General features: G+C 56.0%; 9 protein-coding genes. 6 read left to right on the top strand and 3 right to left on the bottom strand.

Features of this window, described 5'->3' with window-relative positions:
- Complete coding sequence (locus ABD971_RS28885) at positions 1–1,473, top strand: DUF1501 domain-containing protein (RefSeq protein WP_345327194.1); 1,473 nt, start codon at positions 1–3, stop codon at positions 1,471–1,473.
- Positions 1,474–1,526: 53 nt separating this feature from the next.
- Here the strand turns inward: ABD971_RS28885 and ABD971_RS28880 are convergent, their stop codons facing one another.
- The 3 genes from ABD971_RS28880 to ABD971_RS28870 all read right to left on the bottom strand — a co-directional run bounded on the left by ABD971_RS28880 (position 1,527) and on the right by ABD971_RS28870 (position 8,975).
- Positions 1,527–5,840: a choice-of-anchor Q domain-containing protein gene (locus ABD971_RS28880; protein WP_345327193.1), complete on the bottom strand. Its 4,314-nt coding sequence runs from the start codon at positions 5,838–5,840 to the stop codon at positions 1,527–1,529.
- Positions 5,841–5,907: 67 nt separating this feature from the next.
- Positions 5,908–6,903 (bottom strand): YhdH/YhfP family quinone oxidoreductase, encoded by a 996-nt coding sequence (locus tag ABD971_RS28875; RefSeq protein WP_345327192.1) that lies wholly within the window; start codon positions 6,901–6,903, stop codon positions 5,908–5,910.
- 5 nt (positions 6,904–6,908) lie between these two features.
- Positions 6,909–8,975: a hypothetical protein gene (locus ABD971_RS28870; RefSeq protein WP_345327191.1), complete on the bottom strand. Its 2,067-nt coding sequence runs from the start codon at positions 8,973–8,975 to the stop codon at positions 6,909–6,911.
- Between the two features lie 506 nt (positions 8,976–9,481).
- Between ABD971_RS28870 and ABD971_RS28865 the strand changes: the two genes are divergently transcribed.
- The 5 genes from ABD971_RS28865 (at position 9,482) to ABD971_RS28845 (ending at position 21,770) form a co-directional block, all read left to right on the top strand.
- Complete coding sequence (locus ABD971_RS28865) at positions 9,482–11,071, top strand: Lpg1974 family pore-forming outer membrane protein (protein ID WP_345327190.1); 1,590 nt, start codon at positions 9,482–9,484, stop codon at positions 11,069–11,071.
- A gap of 674 nt (positions 11,072–11,745) precedes the next feature.
- Positions 11,746–16,845, top strand: coding sequence for an Ig-like domain-containing protein (locus tag ABD971_RS28860; protein WP_345327189.1), 5,100 nt, complete (start codon positions 11,746–11,748; stop codon positions 16,843–16,845).
- Between the two features lie 528 nt (positions 16,846–17,373).
- Positions 17,374–19,929, top strand: a complete 2,556-nt coding sequence (locus ABD971_RS28855; RefSeq protein ID WP_425571388.1) for a M1 family metallopeptidase — start codon at positions 17,374–17,376, stop codon at positions 19,927–19,929.
- Positions 19,930–19,960: 31 nt separating this feature from the next.
- The gene (locus tag ABD971_RS28850; protein ID WP_345327188.1) at positions 19,961–20,554 is read left to right on the top strand and encodes a DUF6702 family protein; all 594 of its coding nucleotides are present in this window, start codon (positions 19,961–19,963) and stop codon (positions 20,552–20,554) included.
- Positions 20,517–21,770, top strand: a complete 1,254-nt coding sequence (locus tag ABD971_RS28845) for a competence/damage-inducible protein A (RefSeq protein ID WP_345327187.1) — start codon at positions 20,517–20,519, stop codon at positions 21,768–21,770. Before ABD971_RS28850 ends, ABD971_RS28845 begins: the two co-directional genes overlap by 38 nt.
- Positions 21,771–21,802 lie beyond the last annotated feature (32 nt).

Genomic DNA, 21,802 nt, shown 5'->3' with positions numbered 1-21,802 from the left:
ATGGACAACTTTCGCACTCACCTCACCCGACGATCATGGATCGGCAACGGGCTTTCGAGTTTGGCGGGCATCGCGTTTGCTGATCTGCTAAGCCGTGATCATGTGCAAGCCGAAGCAATCGCCTCGACGACACGACTGCATCATCCCCCGCGTGCTAAACGCGTGATCCAATTATTCATGGCGGGTGCCGCCAGCCATGTGGACACGTTTGATTACAAGCCGCTATTAAAAAAGCAAAATGGCAAGCCATGGGATCCAGGCGAACCGGTGGAACTGTTCCAAAGCACACCGGGGGCATGCATGGCCAGTCCGTGGCACTTCAAACCCTATGGTGAATCGGGCAAGATGATCAGTGACATTGTCGCCCCCTTGGGTGACGTGGTCGACAAGATTGCTTTTCTTCACAACGTGGTCGCAAAAACGGGCGTCCATAGCCAAGCGACGCTGTTGCAGACGACCGGTTTCCAATTGCCGGGCTTTCCAAGTGCCGGGTCGTGGATCTCCTATGGGCTGGGCAGCGAGAACGAGAACCTACCCGCCTTTGTCGTCTTGCCCGACCACCGCGGCTTGGCGTCCAACGGAGCCAAGAACTGGGCCAATGCATTTTTGTCGGCCGAGCACCAAGGCACCGTCATCCGTCCTGGGAATGAGACGCCGATTCGCGATCTGTTCGCTCCCGAAAGTGATTTCATCACCCCCGGCAACGACGTCGCCGGCTTGGAAACGCTTCGCAGCTTGAACCTCGCCTACGCAGAAAAACGGGCTGACGATGACCGGCTTGCCGCGCGAGTGCGATCCTACGAGCTTGCCGCAGCGATGCAAATCAGTGCTACTGATGCACTGGACGTTTCTGACGAACCGCAATACATCCGCACGATGTACGGGCTTGCCGATGAAGGTTCACAGATCGATGACTCCGTCATCAACACCAAAGCGGAAACTGAATTTTTTGGCCGCAAGTGCTTGGTCGCTCGTCGGTTGCTTGAACGTGGCGTTCGTTTTGTGCAAGTTTGGAGCGGCAATGACAACGGGCATCCTCGTCGCAATTGGGACAGTCACGAAAATGTCCAGCGTGACCACGAGCCGTTGGCACGCGGCATGGCCACCGGAGCCGCGGCGCTGATCAAAGACTTGGAACAGCGTGGGATGCTCGAGGACACGATCATTTTATGGACGACCGAATTCGGACGGATGCCTTGTTCGCAAGGCAGCAAAGGTCGCGACCATAACCCGTTTGTATTTACCAATTGGTTGTGCGGAGGCGGTATCCAAGGTGGCAGCTATGGGCCGAGTGATGAGTGGGGATATAAACCGCAATCGAGTTCACACCGCACCGAGGTCTACGACATCTACGCGACAATCCTGCATCAATTAGGAATCGACCACACGCGGTTGGCGGTGCGAAACAACGGGATCGACCGCCGCTTGACGGACGTGCACGGCCACGTGCTAAAGGAAGTCATCGCCAGCTGAGTCCTGCATCCCCGCCCCCTATCAAAACGCGTCCCTATCAAAACGCGCCCCCATCAAAGCGAATCAAACCCGTCGGTGCTGGCAAAAAACGCATCGAGGGTGGAATCAAGTGACGATTGTGTTTCGGGGGTTTTGTGTGGTTCTGCGACCGCGATGCGAACCGATGGATCGGGCGATCGCACCGCGAACGCCTCTGCGTTTTGCCAAGCTGACTTGGTCGGCATTGTCGCGACGGGCGTTTCCGCCGAGACGATCTCTTCGCCTCCGACGAGTCGCCGCAAATCGAACAGGTCCAACCACGGCGTTGCTGCCGTGATCGCAATGTTCAAATCGGGTCCACGTTCGAGTCTCGCCAATGCATTGATCACCTGCAACGCATCAAACGCGGTCACAAATCCATCGCCGCTGACGTCAAAGTAGCGATTGGGCCAATCGATCACAGCGAGAGGATTCTGCAAACGCCCGTCTTCGAACGAATAGGTTTTCGAGTCAAGTTCGTTGATCACCAGCAAGGCATCCGCGGCGGTAATCAATCCGTCATTATTGGCATCGGTTTTGCGAATCAGGTTTTGCCAGGGCAAAGGCAACCCGACTTCGATCACTCGCGGCAGCGGGTTGCGGTCATTCACAAGCGATCGCAAAAACACTCCGTTGCGAACTCGCGTTGATCCCATCCGCCAATCGGTCGGCTGGCTGAGCAGAATGTTGCCGCCCGCAAAACTGCCCACCTGAATCGATTCGCTCTGAGGCGACAAACGCGATACCGCATCAGCATCGATGAACAGATTAGACACCGCGTCTTCGGCAAGTTGGATAACTTCGAAATTTCTCGTTTGATACAAATCATCCAACAGACTCGCGGGCGTCGTCGAGGTCAGAAACTGAAGCGAATTCCTGCCACCGCCGCCGTCAAAGCGAAGATCGATCGTATCGGTAAGCGTTTCGGGATCAAGGTCAAGTCGAAACGTTTCGTCGTCGGCGGTGCCAAGCACGAGCACCGTTCCCATTTGGATCACCAACCCATCATCGGTCGACGTCGATCCGATCGGCGAACTTTCAAAACGAATGACGTCTTCGTCGCGGCTGACATAGAAACCCTCTCCACGGGAACTCGAATTCGACGCCACGGTGCTTTCGATTAGCGTCACCGCGACGTCGTTACCCGCGATCCCACCTGCGGAACCCGAGGCGTGGTTCTCGCTAACCTTGCTGCGAATCAAGTCAAGCGAACCGCTACCGATCACAATCGCGCCACCTCGATTCGTGGCAGTATTCCCCGTGATTACCGAGTCATGCAGCCCGATGTGAGCGTCGCTAGCGAAAATCGCGCCCCCCAGATCGGCATTGCCACCGGTCAGCGTCACTGACTGAAAATGGACACGAACGCCCGCGTTGACGATAGAAAAAAGGCGGCTTGTTCCCGCGGCGTCGATGATCGTTAGCTCCGAACCGTGCCCGGCGAAGACGACATCGTCTCGAATCTCGATTGCCCCGAGTCGAATTTGCAGCGGCGAGATAACCGACGGAGCGAACCGGACTTCGAATTCACCGGGTGTTGCGTTGGCGACGGCGATGGCTTCGCGAAGACTCATTTCCAGATTCGCTGGATCGTCGGGATTGGGGTCCGCTTGGTCATCGGCGGTCGTCACGATCACGACCAGATCACTCTCGGTTTGTCGCTCGTAAGCCCCGATATCAACACCGCCTCCGACATGACGCGAATACAGACTTCCACGTTGATCGGACGCGGCGACCGCATGCAAACTCGGGTCTCCTGCATCGATTGCCAAAGACAGCGGAGCCAACGCGTGCGTGGGAGTGGGCCCGCCGTTCATCGCCAATGGTTTCAGAATCTGCTGAACCGGAATCACGCTGCGACCCTGTGGTGATGGCCGCCCCACAATATTCGAGTCCCGTCCGTGATCGATCCCGGCAGCGGATGCGGGATCCCCAATCAAGTTGAACGAACCGGAAAACGTGCCGCCCAGCGCCGACAACTCGTTACCCGTTGTCGCTTCGTTTCCAGCGACAATCGAATGGGTCAATGTCGTCACCGCGTTGGCCGAAACGATGCCGCCGCCATGGGCACCGGCGAGGTTCCCCGAAATGGTGCTCTGCAAAATCTCAGCCGTCCCGGTGAACTGCAGCAGTCCGCCGGCATCTGCTGTGGCATGATTACCCGAGATCGTACTCTGTTCGATCCGGCTTTGATTGCTCAATGTCAAACCGCCGCCAAAACGGGCTTGATTGTGATCGATCGTGCTGTTCTGGATCACGGTTTGGCTGCGAGCTGCTGAGTAAACGCCGCCCCCAAGCCCGTCGGCGGTATTCCCCGTGACGTGACTCCGCTGTAGCGTCAAGTTCTCGGCCGACCAGATCGCACCGCCACTGCCTGAGACCCCCGTTCCCCGTGCGTGACCGCCAATCAGTTGCAAATCGCGAATCACCACATGAATCGAACGAGCCGAATCACGGTCGTCGATCGTAAACAGCCGCGAATCGCCTTTGCCATCGATCGATAAACGTGACGCGCCAAGTCCAACCAATTCCAAGTCGTCTCGGATGACCAATTCGCCAAGCGACAATTCGATCACCCCGAGTGTCAGCGACGGATCAAACTCAATGCGATCGATCCCGATGCTGGCGTTCGCCAAATCAATCGCTTCGCGAAGACTGAGGTCCAACGGGTCGCTGACCAACGCATCGGCATCCCATTCATCGTCGAGCGTCGTTACGACAAACCGATTCGTCGACAAGGATTGCAACTCATACGCCCCGATGTCCAAATCGGCATCGCCAAACGCATCGGCCTCGCGGACAAAAACGCTGCCGCGTTGGTCGCTTGTTATTACGTTTCCAAAATTGTCGACGGCTAACGAGCGGCGGGCAGCACCGATTGCGGGATTGTCAACTCGATTGACCAACGCATGCGTTTGCGTGACGCCACCGTAAAAATCAAGCGGCTTCAAGACGGTCGAAAACGGCAACGGAACACGTCCGCCGAACCCATCATCGCGTCCCAAAACATTCTCGCTCTGCAGCGCCGGATCGAGCCCACCGCTGGACGACGGATCCCCAACCAAGTTATTGCGGCCCGCCGTCGGGGATGCGGTGACCAGATCGGTACCGTTGCCCAGGACAAGCGAATTATTGAGGGTCGCGGTGCTGGTTCCATCGGAAAACAGCCCGCCGCCTTGTGCAGCCACATTCAACGCCACCGTCGCATGCGTCAACGTCGACCCGCTATCGACATCGCGAATCCCGCCGCCGTTGCCGATGGCAATATTCCCCGAGACCGTACTGTTGATCAACCGTGTGGTGGCATCGAATTGGAACAAACCACCGCCATCGGATTGGGCACGATTGTGTGCCAGCGTGGATTGACGGATCGTCAAGGCACCAAAACGATTGTAGATGCCACCGCCGTCGCCATCGGTTTCGTTGCTGGCGATGGTGGCGGCGGTGATCGCAACGGTGACGCCATCGTTATAAATTGCTCCGCCGCCCAGTACAGCCGAGTTACTTGTGAAGGTGGTCGCGACCAGGCTCGCGTCGTTGTTTCCCGTCAAGCGGATTGCCCCGCCGTAGCGCGCGGCAATGTTACCGGTGAACGTCGAATTTTGGACAAACATTTCGGCCGACCGCGTCATCAATCCACCGCCACTGGATGCCGAAACATTGCCAGCGAAATCGACATGGTCAAGTTGAATCTGACTCTGCGGAGCGGCAAACAATCCGCCGCCTCCGGCATCAAGATCACTCCCCAAGGCCTCGTTCGCCTCGATGGCGACGCGATGCACCCGGAGCGTGCCGGCCACCCACAGCCCCCCACCGATGGCAACTCGTTGTCCCCGAGGGCTGGTGGGCAAAACCCCGTCGCTGCCATCGTCGGTGGCAATCCCGCCGCGAATGGTTAGATCGTTGACGACAAGGTTCACGCCGGGCATCACCTGCAACACACGATCGACAACACTTTGGCTGATGATGGTTTTACCGATCCCTTGCCCTTGGATCGTAACGGTGAAGTTGATCTCGCTAAAATCGAGGTCGCCGCTGCGAGCCGCGTTTTCTTGCCCGTTGGGGTTTTCCAAACTCAGGCGATACACGCCGGCGGCCAACTCGATCGTGTCGTTTTGCGAGTTTTGGTTGGCTTGAATGATCGCCGCACGCAGACTGTCGGCCGCGCCGTCGACCGCGATGGGCGAGGGAGCAAAAACCGCCAACATGTCACGCGACTCGAGTGGCTCGTGTACCAATCGACGCAGCCACTTCGTTTTCCAAGCAAAGGACGTAACTACCCCGTGCCCCGACCACCGTCGTCGGCGCCGCCGTTTGTGAATCGTTAACAGTTGCAGGGGCCAATTCATTTGCTCGACATTGTTGCCGATTCCCACTCGGAATGCGATAGCGGGGGGGAAGCAAATGAGCAAGAGATTAGATTTGCACGACGGCGCGGCCGACCATTTTCCCTGCCAAAATGGTCTCTACCAACGAAGCCAATTGGTCCATGGGATAAATTTGGGTCAGCGAATCGAGATCATCGAGTTTCCACTCGCCCGCTAGTCGCTGCCAGATTTTTTTCCGCTCGGGCATGGGACACATCGCCGAATCGATGCCACACAGTGTGATTCCTCGCAGCAGGAACGGGAACACCGTCGTATGCAGTTCGTTTCCACCGGTCAGCCCGCAGGCGGCAATGCAGCCGCGGTACGAGGTGCTTCGCAGCAGCGTTTCCAACAATTTTCCGCCCACCGAATCGACCGCTCCGGCATAGGCCGCGCTCAACAACGGCCGTCTGCTTTCATCCACAAACTCGTTACGAGACAGCACGGTGTCGACACCACGTTGTTTTAAGTTCGCATGCTCACTTTGTTTGCCCGTGACCGCCGTGACGGTGTACCCCAATTTCACCAACAACGAGATCGCCAGACTCGCGACACCGCCGGTCGCTCCGGTCACCACCACACGTCCCGATTCGGGGGCAACCCCGTGGTCGATCAGGGCGGCCACACATTGTGCCGCCGTGAACCCAGCGGTACCAAGCGCCATCGCTTGCACGGGCGTCAACGAATCGGGTAACGGCACGGCCCACGAACTCGGCACGTCGATCTGCTCGGCCCAGCCGCCAAAGTGCGTCACTCCTAATTGATTTCCGGTCACAATCACGGCGTCGCCTGGCTGGAACGAGTCATCCTCGCTTTGCATCACTCGGCCAACGGCATCGATGCCAGGGATGTGCGGAAAGTTGCGGACGATCCCCGGGTTCCCGGTCGCCGCCAGCGCGTCTTTGTAGTTTAGTGACGAGTACTCGACCTGGACTCGAATCCGTGGCGAGGTCGTTTCTGCCGCGTCAAGAATCGAGGTGGGCTGCTCGGTGAGCGACGCACTGACTTCCCCCGATTCGCTTTTCTCGACCCAGAAACATCGCATCTTTTCTACTCCTGTTGCGTCAGTATGACTTGTTCACTATCGGACCACTGAACGGAAACTCGAAACCGAAGCTTCGCCGATGTTTGTAACAGAGCCACCAAAGATTGCAATTCAGCAACACGTCGCGACAACTCGGTCAACTGTTCCGCGTGGGACTTGATCGCCGTCCGCCGAGGCCGCAGGATCCGCCGTCCATCGGTGTCGGCGCGATCATAGATCGCTTCCACGTTGGCAATCTGCTGCTGGACGAGGTCCGCTTTGCTGAGCAGCACATTGGCAAAATCCGCCAACCCCGCTTCGGTAAACGTTTGCCAAGCAAAGGCGGGGTCCAGTCGCCCGGCGACGCGAATCTGACACGCCAATTTGGTCGTGCACTTGATGTCAAACCGGAGTCCGACTCGTACATTCTCGTTGTCTTTGAGCGCCAACACGGCAATCCCGCTGGTCCGTCGCGGCGACGCCGGATCAATCGGTTCGATCCATGCCTCTTCCACCTCGTCTGGCAAATCAAACTCAATTTTCAACCTCGCAACTTTCGGTGGCAGCAATCCATCCAAGTCCCAACTGGGATGAAAATCCGATTTGTCAAACGCTAACGTCCACGCATCCGCCTCGATTCGCGGCCGAAAATAGATCACGTTGCCGGTGGTATCTCGCAGTCGACCGTGCAGCAGCAGACGGGATTGAGAACTCGAGTTGGCGGTGTCCTGCCACTGAAACGCGAGTCCGTCAGATTGACGACTGAGCAGCGCCAGCGAAGTTTGATTACGAGTATCGAGAAGATCAAATACAGCAGCGGGATTTGCGGTCGCAGCGGGACTGCGTTTCATTGCGATCGAAATCGGCAGCGGGAATTCGAGCGCAAGCCGATCCAGAACCGCATCGGTGACTGGCCAATCCCCAATCGGCTGTGATACCGCAGTCTCGTCGATCGCGGGAAGTTGAAACGACTGCACTTTGACCGTCCGCACGCTTTGCGGCGACTCGGGTGCTTCGTTTTCGGGATGAGTTGCTAACGCATCAGCCTGGGGAACATCCGCATCACCAACACGGATTGACAATGACGATTCATCAAGGGTAGCCGCCGCAGAAAAATCTTTGTCAGCGAGCGAATTCTGTTCGGATGATGTTGAGGACGATGCGTCGACGGGTTGGGGTTGCGGCGATGTCTCGAAATGGGACGGGTTCATGGCCGGAACCAACGAATCGAACGGTAACAAGGACGTCGATTCCGTCAGCGAATGATCCGCATCGGCCGCCGGATCCGTCATCGCAAACGACTCGAGTGTCTGCGTCGGTAACGCATCGCTAGCGTCTGCTTCGTTGGGGAATTTTGTTCCGTTACCAAACGAAGCTGCATCGGGTTGATGAACGCGAGGCGTCAATCCAGCCGCGTCCGGCGTGGCGGTCACCTGGGCGTCGGCCGAATCGGGCGAGATTGACGAACGCCCTGTTAGCCACCATGCCGCCAGCAAAACCAGACAGCCTGCCACGACCGCGAAGGCAATGTTCCGTGTGGGCAGTGGCGATCGACGCCTTCGTTTTTTGGATTCAGCGTAAGCAGACGCCTCGTCGCCTAAACTTGTGTCGCCCAGACTTGCGTCGTCAGGACTTGCGTCGTCAGGACTTGCGTCGTCAGGACTTGTTTGGTCAGGACTTGTTTGGTCAAGGATCTCGCTAACATGCACGGGCAAACAGGATGTTGTTGGCGGATCGTGTGTCGGCTGCGGTGGCGACAACTCGCCGCAAACCTGGTTGCGAAACTCCGCTAACCGCGTCCTGTTAATGGTGTCAATGTTGTCAACAGTGTCCGCCGCAGCGGACACCGAGGTGATCGGATGATCCGGGCCCGCGTTTTCGCGTGTCGATGGTCTCCAGCGAACTCCGACGGTACCGTGCGGATCGACCAACCAATCCGCCAGATCGATCGGTGGTAAGGGCTGTCCGGTGCGTGAAGCGATGTCATCGGCAATCGCTCGGGCCTGTTCGCACCAGATGTCGGCGATGTCGGGGGGCGGTGGTCCGAGACGCGCGAGGATGTCGCGAACCGACTCGGTGGTCGAGGAAGACACGCAGCGCGAGGAGGGGAGATGACTCATGCCGAGATCTGCCGTTTCGTTGATCGATTCTTCGCTGCGGCGGAGCAATCGTGGCGAAGAAAAAGTCCCACGCTATCGCGGTTGATAGCAATGATTGGTATTGACCGGAAAATTTTTCCTGAACGTATCTGCCGGAATAACCAAACCTTGGCGTCCGGTTGTGCCGATAAATCCGCGTGAAGGAGTTATGTCGAACGTTCCAGAATCGTGATTTTTCAGGATTCAATGTACGGCATGAATTGCTTCAAAGCCAATCGAGGGGGAAAAAGGTGGGCTTGATTTTGATCGCTGCGATAGCGCGTCGAGAGGGATCAATTCTACCTGAGGCTGTTGCGGCGAGGGTCGCGGCAACGGTCATCGATAGCAGCGGTCCAGTGAGTGGCCCGTCATTGCTTCGTTCCCGCTTTTGACACTCCGGCTTTTCCATACCGGCCGATAGCGAGGCGGCGATTGCCGCGGAGACGTTTGCAATGCACCGAATGATTCCAATAAAAGCGACCTGTTTAACTCTGTTTGCCACAGCGGTCTTTGCGTTTTGGGCTGGTCTTCCCGAAGCCAATGCACAACCGCCCCGCGTGGTGCAAGCCGACATGGACTATGCCGGCAGCGGCTATGTCACGCCTGCGGGCATGGTGCCGCCGACGATGTACAACGGGACTGCGATGCCTCTGGGCATGCAGAGCGGCGTGATGCCCGTCGGTTTTAACGGCCCCGCTTGCGATAGCGGTGGTTGCGATACCTCGTATGGCAGCGGCATGCTTGGCGGCTGTGATGGCAGTTGCGGAGGCAGCTGTGATGGCGGCTGTGGCGGCAATTGTGGCTACGACGACGAAGAATGTGACCTCGGAATCTTCGGGGGTTGCGGATGTGGTCGTTGCTGTATGCTTGGTCGCGGCGGACTGATAGGCAGTATCGGCCAAAACGCAACCGCTTGCGGCGGCTGCGGCCGCGAAGGCTGCCGAGCCTGTGGGGGACGCACCAACCTACGCTTCCTGTGTATGTTCTGTCGTGGCGATGGCTGCGAAGCGTGCCAGTTCTGGGGCCGTGGCTATTTGCGAGGTGCGATTGGCAGCTTGCTGCCTTACCAAGACGCTGGCAAATGTGCGCAACGTTGGTACGACCTATCGGTCGAAGGATTGTTTCTCAGCCATAACAACGGCAACGGAAACCAAGTCATCACCACTCAAGGTATCAGCGGCACTCCGGTTCTGAACATCGGTGACGCCGACAGCGATGATCTCGAAGCCGGGATGCGATTGTCGGCCGCGTTCATCTTCGGAGCGGGTGGCAATCTGGAATTCACCTACATGGGTGGCCAAGAGTGGGACGGACGCGCCACCGTCAACGACCCTAACGCTCAACTGTTCTCGGTGATTAGCGATTTTGGTGTCACACCTGCAGGCGGATTTGATGATACCGATCAATCGCTTAGCCAATCGATTGGGACGGAAAGTAGTTTCGACAGCTTTGAATTGAACTATCGCCGCCGCACCGTCGGTCCTTACTGCCGCTTTCAAGGTTCGTGGTTGGTGGGTCTTCGCCACATCCGCTACGACGACCGCCTGACCTACTCGACGATCGGGTTGGACAACAATGGTACCGGAACGGATCAACGCTTCTTTACCTCAAGCGACCGCAACAAGAACCGATTGTTTGGCCCGCAAGCCGGTTTTGACTTGTGGTACAACGTGATGCCCGGAATCAATCTTGGCGTCGGGGCCAAGGGAGCTTGGATGCAGAACGATATCAAACGTAATTCGTTCCTCGCCTTTAACTCCGAAGCCGCCGGTGCCACCCCAGGCTCGGTACAGTTCAACGATGGCAATCAAGACACCACCGTGATGGCTGAATTGGATGCCACGCTGCTGTATCGCCTCAGTCATTCCTGGACGCTTCGATCGGCTTACCACGTGATCGCAGTGGACGATGTTCGCTTCGGAACACTGGACGCCCAAAACATCCGCAACTTCTCGGATTCGCTTCCCGGATCGACCCCAGGACCGAACCGAAACCAAACGGACCAATTGGTGATCCAAGGTTTCTCGGTCGGTGCCGAATACATCTGGTAGTGCCACCGGAACGACTGCATCCTGATTATCAAAATCCCGCGAATTCGTTCGCGGGATTTTTTTTTGCATGCATGCTCTCGCTTGGCTGCGAAGCCGATTCGCGTCAAACCAGTTCGAAAACGCCGCTAACCGCTGAACATCTGTCTCCATCCAGCCTGCCTTCCACCCGTTTGAAGTAGGCATTCTCAGCGAGCAAGGCTTGGTGGATGTCCATTTAGACCGATTTTTCGGGGCAACCGGAACTTCCGTTGCGAATGACGCGTCCGAAGTGCAGCGTTTCGTTGACACGTCTAAGGGTGCAATTAGAATCGCAACTCGTCCCTTTTCCCCTACGCCCCTCTCATTCGCGTTCTCTTTCCTATTGTGACTATGTTTCGGAATGGGAAGGCGTTCACTAAATAGCCAATGGCGCCCAGTCGCAATAACCGATGCTGCTTAAAGCGCCCCCAAGCAATTTAGAGTTCCGACGAATTGATCGCTCTTAGTCTTTGGCTGATCCCAGTCACGGACTAATTAGAATGACAAGCGGCTTGCGGAGAAAAGCGGCACAACTACGACCGAAGACGAATACATCCACCTCGCAGCGTCATTGATTTGACGCCCTTGGGCAGACCGTGGCAAAACCGGAATTGTCACGTGAATCCCTTGGCAGAACGTTTGGCAAGAGACCCTCGATGATCAAACGCAGTGAATCGATCCAAGCATCGACATCTAGCGATCCCCAACCCACCCGCGCCTCTCGAAAACGAGCCAAACGCAGTTTGGCATCACGGGGGCTGCGTAAACGAACGCTAATGCTCGAAGGACTCGAACAACGTCAATTGATGGCAGGGGACGCTTTGTCCTCAATCGTCACGTCCGCGTTAGGCAAATATCCTGAACCACGCAATGTTGGTACTGTCCCAGCATTTGCGGCGATCGAAGCCGAAGCGTTTAATGCACGAGGTCAGAATGACTCGTTTGAATCCGCGCAACTGCTGCCGCTCGGTAATGCCGCCGGACAACGGAACACAATTGACTTGGTGGGCAACGCCAACTTCGAAATCATGCCCCAGACGGGGTTGATTCGGACCGACCTCGATTTTTACGCGGTCGATTTGAAAGCCGGTGATATATTTGACATCTCGGTGCGTGGCTCAGTCGACACCATTGCTGTCTACGACGACAACGGGCGATTGTGGTTTAGCACCGATGTAAACAACGGGCAGTTTGGCTACACGTTCAATTCGCCACTGCAAACCCTTGGCAATGCTGCAGCAGCACAAGTTGTCCCCGAGGATGGCCGCTATTACTTCATCGCGGCTCCCAGCGCCTCGCCTGGTGCGTATACATATGGGCTGCGGACCTATCGACCGGTAACAGAGTCGCTCGCTGTGGGTCAGCAACAGATTCTGTATCTCGATTTTGACGGTGGTTTCTATGCGGCCGACCAATTTAGTCGCATCATCCCCACCGGCGGCTTCGTCAACATTCCAAGTCTGCAAGACTCACTTGCATTGCTGAACATTGACGATTTCGATGTTGCCTCGACCAATCGACTGATTCGCCAGGTCGTGGAAGAAGTCGAATTGCACTTTCAATCCATTGCCACCAACGGATCCAACGGGGACTTTGATGCCACGGGGATTGCTGGACAATACGGCATCGAGATTCGCAACAGCTTGGAAGATCCCGATCCTGGTTTTAACAATCCACTCGTCACTCGAGTCGTTATCGGCGGCACGAACGCGGATTTAGGACCGGTAGGTGGTGGATTACTCGGGGTTTCTCCTTCCGGCGATATTGGAAACTTCAATCCAAGTGAAATTGTCTTGGCACCTCTTGACTTGGTGCTTGCGTATTCCACTCAATTTAATCTCGCTTCCAATGCCTCCGCGCTTGACGCGATCGCTCGTACTATCGCGGTGACCGCTTCTCATGAAGCAGCTCATTCATTTGGAATTGAACACACTAACGGCAACAATAATGTCGGGTCATTGGTTGACGGTGTGGGGCCTCGCGTTCCTGAGTTCGATTTGGGTGTGGGAAATGACCAAATCTTCGGTACTCCCGATGACACCGAAATTGAATTCGTCGTCGACCAATTTGATCCGGCCGAAAATTACGTAGGGACCGAATTTGTTCCCCAAGCATTATCATGGGTACTGTCCACCGGGCAACGCGGTGGAGGAATCACCGGACGAGTCTTTAACGACTTGGATCGGAATGGTAACGGAAACGGTGACAAAGGTCTCTCAGGCGTTACCGTGTTTGCCGATATCAATGGCAACCAAGTAGCAGATTCAAACGAACCCACCGCTGTTACTAATGCATCCGGCCAATTCACGTTAACGGCGGCTCCTGGAACGTACAACGTCATTGCCATGGCGCCCGTCAATTTCGTGGCTAGTACTCCGACGTCTCGATCGACTACTGTTACGCTTAATGGCGTTTCCGGCATTGACTTTGGATTTACTCAGGTCCGTGCCGATATCACCGGAACGAAGTTCAGCGACAATGACGGCGATGGTCTGCGTGATCCCGATGAACCGGGCATCGCAGGCGTTTACATCTACTTGGACTTGGACGGCGACGACCGTCCCGACCTGGGCGAACCTAACGCAATCACCAAAGCGGACGGATCGTATTCGATCAATTTCCCAGGCCCCGGAACTTACACCATTCGCGAAGTCGTGGAAGCCGGTTTTGTTCAAACCTTCCCGGTTGGCGGCGAATGGACCGTTGTCTTTGATGGCTCGGCCGTCTTTGATAAAGACTTTGGCAACTTGCCATCACGCGACTTTGGTGATGCTCCGGACACCTATCTGACGACCGAAGCAGTCGGCGGTGCGGCGCACGGCATCACGACCGGTTTGACGATCGGCGCGTCGGTGGACCGTGAACTCGATGGACAACCGAGCGTTGCCGCCGATGGCGACGACAATAACGGCAGCGATGATGAAGATGGCGTCCGTCAAGCGACCCCATTCGGATTGGGATCGACCGGTCAATTTGCAGTCACCGTCACCAATACCACCGGCAGCCCCGCTTACCTGCAAGGCTTCGTCGACTTTGACGGCGACGGCACCTTCAACGGGCCCGGCGAACGATTGCCCGAAATCACGGTCGCTAGCGGCGTAACCGGAGCGACTCAAACGGTCAGTGCCGCAGTCCCAAGTAACGCGATCATCGGTTCGACCTACGCTCGATTCCGGCTCAGCCAAACTCGTGGTCTCGGCCCCGGCGGCTTTGCAGAAACCGGCGAAGTGGAAGACATCCGCGTCAGCATTTTGCCGACCAACAGTGTCGCCAATGACGATTTGAATTTGCAAGTTTCTCGAAACAGTCCTCCGGTACGACTAAACGTACTGGCGAACGATTTCGAAACCGCCGAAAACCCGCTGACGATTGTTTCGTTCAACAACAACGGTACCAGCGGATCGGTACGAATCGCCGATGACGACGGTGGGCGTTCGATTTTCTATACCCCGCAAAACGGCTTCACCGGACGCGACGTCTTTACCTACACCGTTAGTGACGTCTTCAACAATTTCTACACAGCCACGGTGACCGTGGATGTCACGTTCCAATCGAATGTGCCGATCGCGATCGACGATTCCTTCAGCATTCCCGAAGGCTCGCAGAACCGTGCCCTCAACGTGCTGGACAATGACGTCGCCAGCCTGTCGGGCGGATTGTCGATCGCCAGCGTTACGCCGGGCAGTGCCGGAGGAACGGTCACGATCATCGGTGGCGGCCAATCGCTCCGCTACACACCGGCCAGCAATTTTGCGGGCACCGAACAGTTCACCTACAGCATCCAAGACGGAGCAGGTTCGACCTCGAGTGCCCAAGTCACAATCAATCTGTTGCCGGGATCGCAGGCCGATGACCTCGTCGATTATTCGATCGAGTTCTTTGACCCGCTGAACAACACCCCGATCACCAATCTGCAACTCAATCCGACCGACCCAACCGCGAATCGATTCAGTGTTCGTGTGTTGGTTGACGAGCTTGACCTTGCTAACGCTCGTGACCCCGAAGGCGTTGCATCGGCGTTCCTGGATTTGCTGTACACCGACGAATTGGTCAAAACAGTTGCCTCCACCGCCAACCCGGCGTTTCCATTTGACATTAGCTTTGGCCCACTGTTTTCGGGCGGTACTTTCCAACAAGGAAATTCGCAGAAGCCAGGCTTGATTGATGATGTCGGTGGTGTCCAGATCGTCAATAATCCGACTCCGTTTACCGGCAAAGCCGAGTTGTTCACGATCACGTTTGAAGCCTTGTCGCCTGGCGTCGCCGTCTTTACGGCCGACCCTGCGGACGATCCTCGAAGTGAAACCGTGCTGCTTGGACAAGACGTTGCCTTGACGCCGAGCCAGCTTCGACTAGGCAAAAATGAATTTGTGATCTTCGCGAGCGATGGAACGTTTGTTTCCGCGGTGGATGACGCGTTCATGCAAGGCGTTGATTCGACCGGTGCCACGATTTCGGCTTCATCGACCTCCGCGGCTCGTTTGAACGTCTTGGACAATGATCAATTTGCCGGCAAGACGCTGCAGGAATTCGGCGTCACCGTGCAGCCGCAAAACGGCACGATCACGGTCAATAACAACAATACGCCAAACGATCTCAGTGACGACTATTTCAATTATCGTCCGACCAACAATCCAACGGCGTCCGGATTTGACCAATTCACCTATGTGATCGTGACCAACGAAGGCATTCGCAGTACCGCTCAAGTCACCTTGGCGTACGGAAATGCAAATGCCGATGACCAAGTGCTGGTCGGATTGAATCTGGTCAACGCAGGCGGTCAACCGATCAGCAGCAGCCAGATTCGCGTCGGCGATCGCTTTGGTGTCCAGGTCAATCTCGAAGATCTGCGAAGCAACAGCACGTTTGTCTTCGCAGGCTTCTTGGACATGCTATACGATTCCGATTCGATTCGTCCGGCAAATACAAACCTCGGCGACCGATTCAACTTTGATGTTACCTTTGGCAGCAATTTCAACGCCGCAGCGGGTGTTGGAACGGCAGCACGGCCAGGGATCATTGACGAATTCGGAAGTGTCAGTAGTCAAACCAACGCGACCCCGAGCAACTTCCCAAGTCTGAACCCTACTCGCATGGCGACGGTGTTCTTTGATGCGATCGCCCCAGGCCAAAGCATCATTGCCGCATCACCCGCGGATGCATCGCCGTTCCAGGACACGCTTCTATTCCAGGAAAACGACCCGGTACCGACCTCGCAAATTCGCTACGAAGCGTTGAACATTACGGTGGGATCGAGCGGGCAAGGCGAATCGCCTCTGCAGAACACGCGACTTCCGGCGGACGTCAATAATGACGGTCAAGTGACTCCGATTGATGCGTTGCACGTCATTAACGAAATGGCACGAGCGTTGCCATCAGCGGCTGAAGGTGAATCGCTACTGGTCAGTTCTTATTACGTTGACGTCAATGGTGACCGAGCGGTAACCGCGCTCGATGCACTTCAAGTCATCAACGAACTGAGTCGTCGCGTGCAACCAACCGGCACCAGCGGTGAGGGCGAACAAGTCGCCACCGCGATGCTTCAAACGACTGCTTCGTCACAATCCGTTGACCCCGTAACCGATTCGGTCTTTGCTGAATTGTCCAGCGGTAACGGCAAGGTGGTTTCGGTCGATGGGCCGACCCATTCGCAAACGGCGAACGCCTCCGTGGCAACCGGTTTCACCAGTGCTACGGATGATGATGACGACGTGCTCGATTTGTTGGCTGACGACTTGGCCGGCCTGCTTAGCTAAGCTCGCCCAACGACTTTGGAAGCAGTGCAGCACGAGCGAACGGTTGCAGCGAGCCAAACGGTCGAACCAGACCGGGCGGCTTGCGCTGGGCTGCTGAATCAGCTCGACATCACCGCTCTTATATCAGCCGTTATGGCCAACGCGGTGACGCATTCTCTCGCAGCGAAACTCGTCAAGCGTTGCCGGGGGGCCTACGACACTCGAACGAAAGTCTTGACGACTTCTGCTACGTTTAATCAGCAGTATCCATCGTTGGGGGAGAGGTAACCGCAGTATTGGGGCGGAAGAAAAACTCACCCTCAATCGACGTCAACCGCAAAGTCTTAGCAGTCCCGCCATGGCCCCCTAGCCGCGCCGCTATGAAAACCGCCCGTCGAACGTCGTAGTGGGTAGGATCCATCACGCTGGCGATGAATGTGGAAACAATTTTTCGCAGCCCCACGTCAAATCTTGGCAAGCTGGTTAAACTAGGTCAAAAATCGCCACCTGATTCCTCGCAATCACGATGTTGCCGCAGTGAAAACTATCTTGAGAATCTCTCACCCGCTGATCCGATTCAGCTTCTTAATCGCCACCATTCTGTTCGGTTGGCAAATAGCGAACGCCCAATTCTTGCCGAATTCCAAGCACAGCGATTCGACCGATCGGTTCTTCCAAATCGATTCATGGCTGCCGACGCCGACGAGTACGCGAACCGCCTCGGGGGCCCCTGGCCCCGGCTACTGGCAACAGCGTGCCGACTATAACATTGATGTCACACTGGATGACGCGAACCAACGAATTCGCGGCACCGTGGCGATTGACTACCACAATCAATCGCCTCACACGCTGTCCTACGTGTGGCTGCAATTGGACCAAAACATTTTCAAGCCCGACTCGGACGCGGTCACCACCGCTCCGGCGCCGTCGATGCACTCGCGAGTCGAATTTAATGCAATTCGTTCGCTGTTGGCTCGTTCGACTTTCGAGGGTGGCTACAACATCAAATCGGTGACCGATGGCGACGACCATCCGCTGCCTCATTCGATTGTCAAAACGATGATGCGGATCGATTTGCCGGAGCCACTCGCAGCCGGTGCATCCACTCAGCTGAAAGTCAAATACAGTTACAACATCGTCGATAGCAAAATCATTCGTGCTCGCAGCGGCTACGAGTTTTTCGAAAAAGACGAAAACTATATCTACGAAATTGCTCAGTGGTATCCACGCGTGGTGGCCTACACCGACTACACCGGTTGGCAACACAAACAATTTCTAGGACGTGGTGAATTCACGCTCGAATTGGGTGACTTTGACGTTCGCATTACCGTGCCAAGTGACATGGTCGTCGCCGCGACCGGCGAATTGCAAAACGTCGACGAAGTCTTAAAAGCGGAATGGATCGAACGACTCGAAACATCGCGCTCCGCCGAAAAACCGGTGATGATCATCACTCCCGAAGAGGCCAAAGCGAACGAAACAAGTCGTGCAAAGGGGACCAAGACGTGGGCATTTCAAGCCAAACAGGTCCGCGATTTTGCCTTCGCCGCCAGCCGCAAATTTATCTGGGATGCGATGGGCGTCGAAGTCGAAGGGGAAGACAACCCCGTGATGGCGATGTCGTATTATCCCAACGAGGGCAATCCGCTGTGGAGCACGTATTCGACCGAAGCGATCGCTCACACGATTGAAGTCTACGGACGCTACGCGTTTCCCTATCCCTACCCCGTTGCGATCAGCGTCAATGGTCCGGTCTATGGGATGGAGTACCCGATGATTTGCTTTAACGGACCGCGTCCCGAAGACGACGGGACTTACAGCAAGGCGACCAAGTACGGATTGATCTCGGTGATCATTCACGAGGTCGGTCACAACTTCTTTCCGATGATCGTCAATAGCGACGAACGTCAATGGACATGGATGGACGAAGGTCTGAATACCTTTCTGCAATATTTGACCGAACAAGAATGGGAAGAGGACTATCCATCGGGTCGTGGCGAACCTGCCAAGATGGTGCCCTACATGAAGGGTGGCGGCCAACGTCCGATCATGACCGGCAGCGAAGAAATTTTAAGCTTTGGCAATAACGCCTACGGTAAACCGGCGACCGCATTGAACGTCCTTCGGGAAACGGTCATGGGCCGCGAGCTGTTTGATTTTGCATTCCGAGAATACGCGTTGCGATGGCGTTTCAAACGCCCCACCCCAGCCGATTTTTTTCGTACGATGGAGGACGCTTCGGGCGTCGACTTGGATTGGTTTTGGCGAGGTTGGTTCTTCAGCACCGATCATGTTGACATCGCGATCAGCGACGTTCGGCTCTATCAAATTGACAGCGGCGATCCGGAAATCAACGCTGAGATCAAACGTCAAGAACGTGACAAAAAGGAACCTTCGATCTCGAAAGATCGCAATGTCGACCTGCCCAGACGAATCGATCTGCAACCGGGCCTCAAAGACTTTTATAACAGCCCCGACTATGACGAACACAAAGTCGAAGAGTCGGATCGCAAAGCGTACCAAAAGTTCCTCGACGGACTCGAAGCGGACGAGCGTGCGTTGTTGCGTCGGAAAACAAACTTTTACGTCGTCACGTTCCGAAACGTCGGTGGTTTGGTAATGCCGATCATCATTCGCATTCATTACGCGGACAACACCAGCGAAACGGTGACCATTCCGGCTCAGATTTGGCGAAGCAACAGCAAACAAGTCGACAAGTTGTTTGTCACCGAAAAAGAGATCGCTCGTTTGCAACTGGATCCAAAACAGCAAACCGCCGACGCTGAGGAATCCAATAACTATTGGCCGCCTCGACTTGTTCCGAGTCGCTTCAAATTGTACAAGAGTGAGAAGAGCAAAAACCCGATGCAAAAGGCTCTCAAGCCCGACGTCGATACGTCCGAAGCCGAGAAGAAAAGCGAGCAGCCGAAGGACGAAAAAGAATCGGGTGATAAAAAGGATGGCGACAAGGATGGGAAACCCGAGGTAAAAACGGAGGCCAGATCAGCGAAGGGCTCCTCCGGCGAACAGGCGGACGAAACCAAGTCAAGCAAAACGCCTCACTCGCGGCCCAAAGCCTCGCCTCGCAAAAAACCTTCGGCCTAAGTCCATTTCCACCTCAACGTTCGGATCGATCATGTTCCACGCACTGCTGTTCCTGGTGATGCTACACCCGGTCCATGAAACCGTCAGCGAAGTCCAGTGGAACGCCGACAGCAAACGCTTCGAAGTCGCACTGCGGCTTCATATCCTTGACCAACAATGGATCGAACAGCAGGCGGACAAGTCGCAAGAGATCGAAAACGTCGCCGTCCGGTATTTGAACAAGACGTTTCAGATCCGCCCGATCGGTGACGGCAAACCCGAAACGAGAAAAGCCGCTGGATTATCGAAGGCAAAAATCCACTGGGTCGGACGGAAAGACGAAGGCTCGCATGTTTGGTGGTATTTCGAAATCGAACCCGCCTTGTCTCCCGCAGCTTCGGCTTCGCGAAGTGTTTCCGCAGTGCAAAGTGTTCCGGGACAGCAGAGTGCTGCGGGGAACGAGCTGCCCAAATTCGAAATCACGCAGCGGATGTTTTTCGAGCGACAAGAAGGGTTCCGCAATCGCGTAATCTTGCTTGGGCAACTGTCCAAAACGGCAATCACCCTTACAATCGAGCATCCAACCGCACCTTTGGAAGAATCGATTGATGAGCAATCTGGCGAACCCCGGCATCCCCCCGAATAAACCTGCTCCGCTAAAATTGACGGCGGAAGTGATTTCGATCGGCGATGAAATGACCAGCGGGGCGCGGCTGGACACTAATTCTCAGTGGCTCAGCCAACGGCTTGGCGAATTGGGGGTGGAAGTCCGATTTCAGACCACCGTCGGCGATATGTTGCGAGACAACATTGACGTCTTCCAAATCGCCGCCGATCGCGTCGATATTGTGCTCTGCAGCGGTGGCTTGGGACCGACCCAAGACGATCTGACCCGCGAGGCCCTGGCCGAAGTGGTCGATGAACCGCTCGAGTTTCGTCAACAGGCGATGGATCATATCGAAAGTCTGTTCGGAGCCCGCAAGCGGCCGATGCCCGAGCGGAACCGGGTGCAAGCGATGTTCCCTCGATCGAGTCAAATCATCCCCAATCCGCAAGGGACCGCTCCGGGAATTGACTTGGTCATCGACCGTGGCCACTCGACCACCTGCCGCGTGTTTGCGTTGCCTGGCGTGCCTGCCGAAATGAAGTTGATGTTCAATGAAACCGTATCGCACCAGATTGCAGAAATGTCGGGCGGCGGCAACGTGATCCTGCACCACGTGATGAAGTTCTTCGGCACCGGCGAAAGCGACATGGAATCACGACTCGGTGACATGATCGCGAGGGATCGCCAACCTCGCGTCGGCATCACCGTCAGCGAGGCGACGATCTCGCTGCGAATCACCGCGATGACCGATTCGCTGCAGCGGTGTACCGAGCAGATTGCGAGCACGAAAACCGAAATTCTAAATCGCGTCGGCGAGCTGTATTTCGGTGACGGTGAGAACTACGAACAATATCACGCGATCGATTCCATGCTGCGGGCTCGCGACGAATCGCTGGCCCTGCTGGAACTTGGCTATGCCGCACCGCTGGGCCATTGGTTCGCTTCGCTGGGTGAGACGCCGGCGTATCGTGGCGGCTTGTCGTTGGCGGCGATGCCCGACACACCGCTCACAGAAATTCAATCGCAATTTGGTGCGGATTGGTTGTTGGTCGTTGACGGTTATCCGGCAATTCCCGGCGACTTGGTAGGGCATGTTCCGGCATCGGATGTTCGCATGTGGATTGTCGCTGCGGATGGGGAAACGTACGAAGAAACGATCCACATCGGGGGACATCCCGAAATTCTGCAGCCGCGAATTGGAAAAGCGGCCATGGCGTGGCTGCGAAGTGTGGTCTCGCGCTCGCGGAAGGCATAGGATAGTAAAGATCCCTTTCCCTCTCTTCCGCC

Source organism: Novipirellula rosea (genome assembly GCF_039541335.1).
GTDB classification, from domain to species: Bacteria; Planctomycetota; Planctomycetia; order Pirellulales; family Pirellulaceae; genus Novipirellula; species Novipirellula rosea.
Note: the sequence above shows the minus strand (reverse complement) of the source record. Positions and strands in the feature narration are given on the sequence as shown.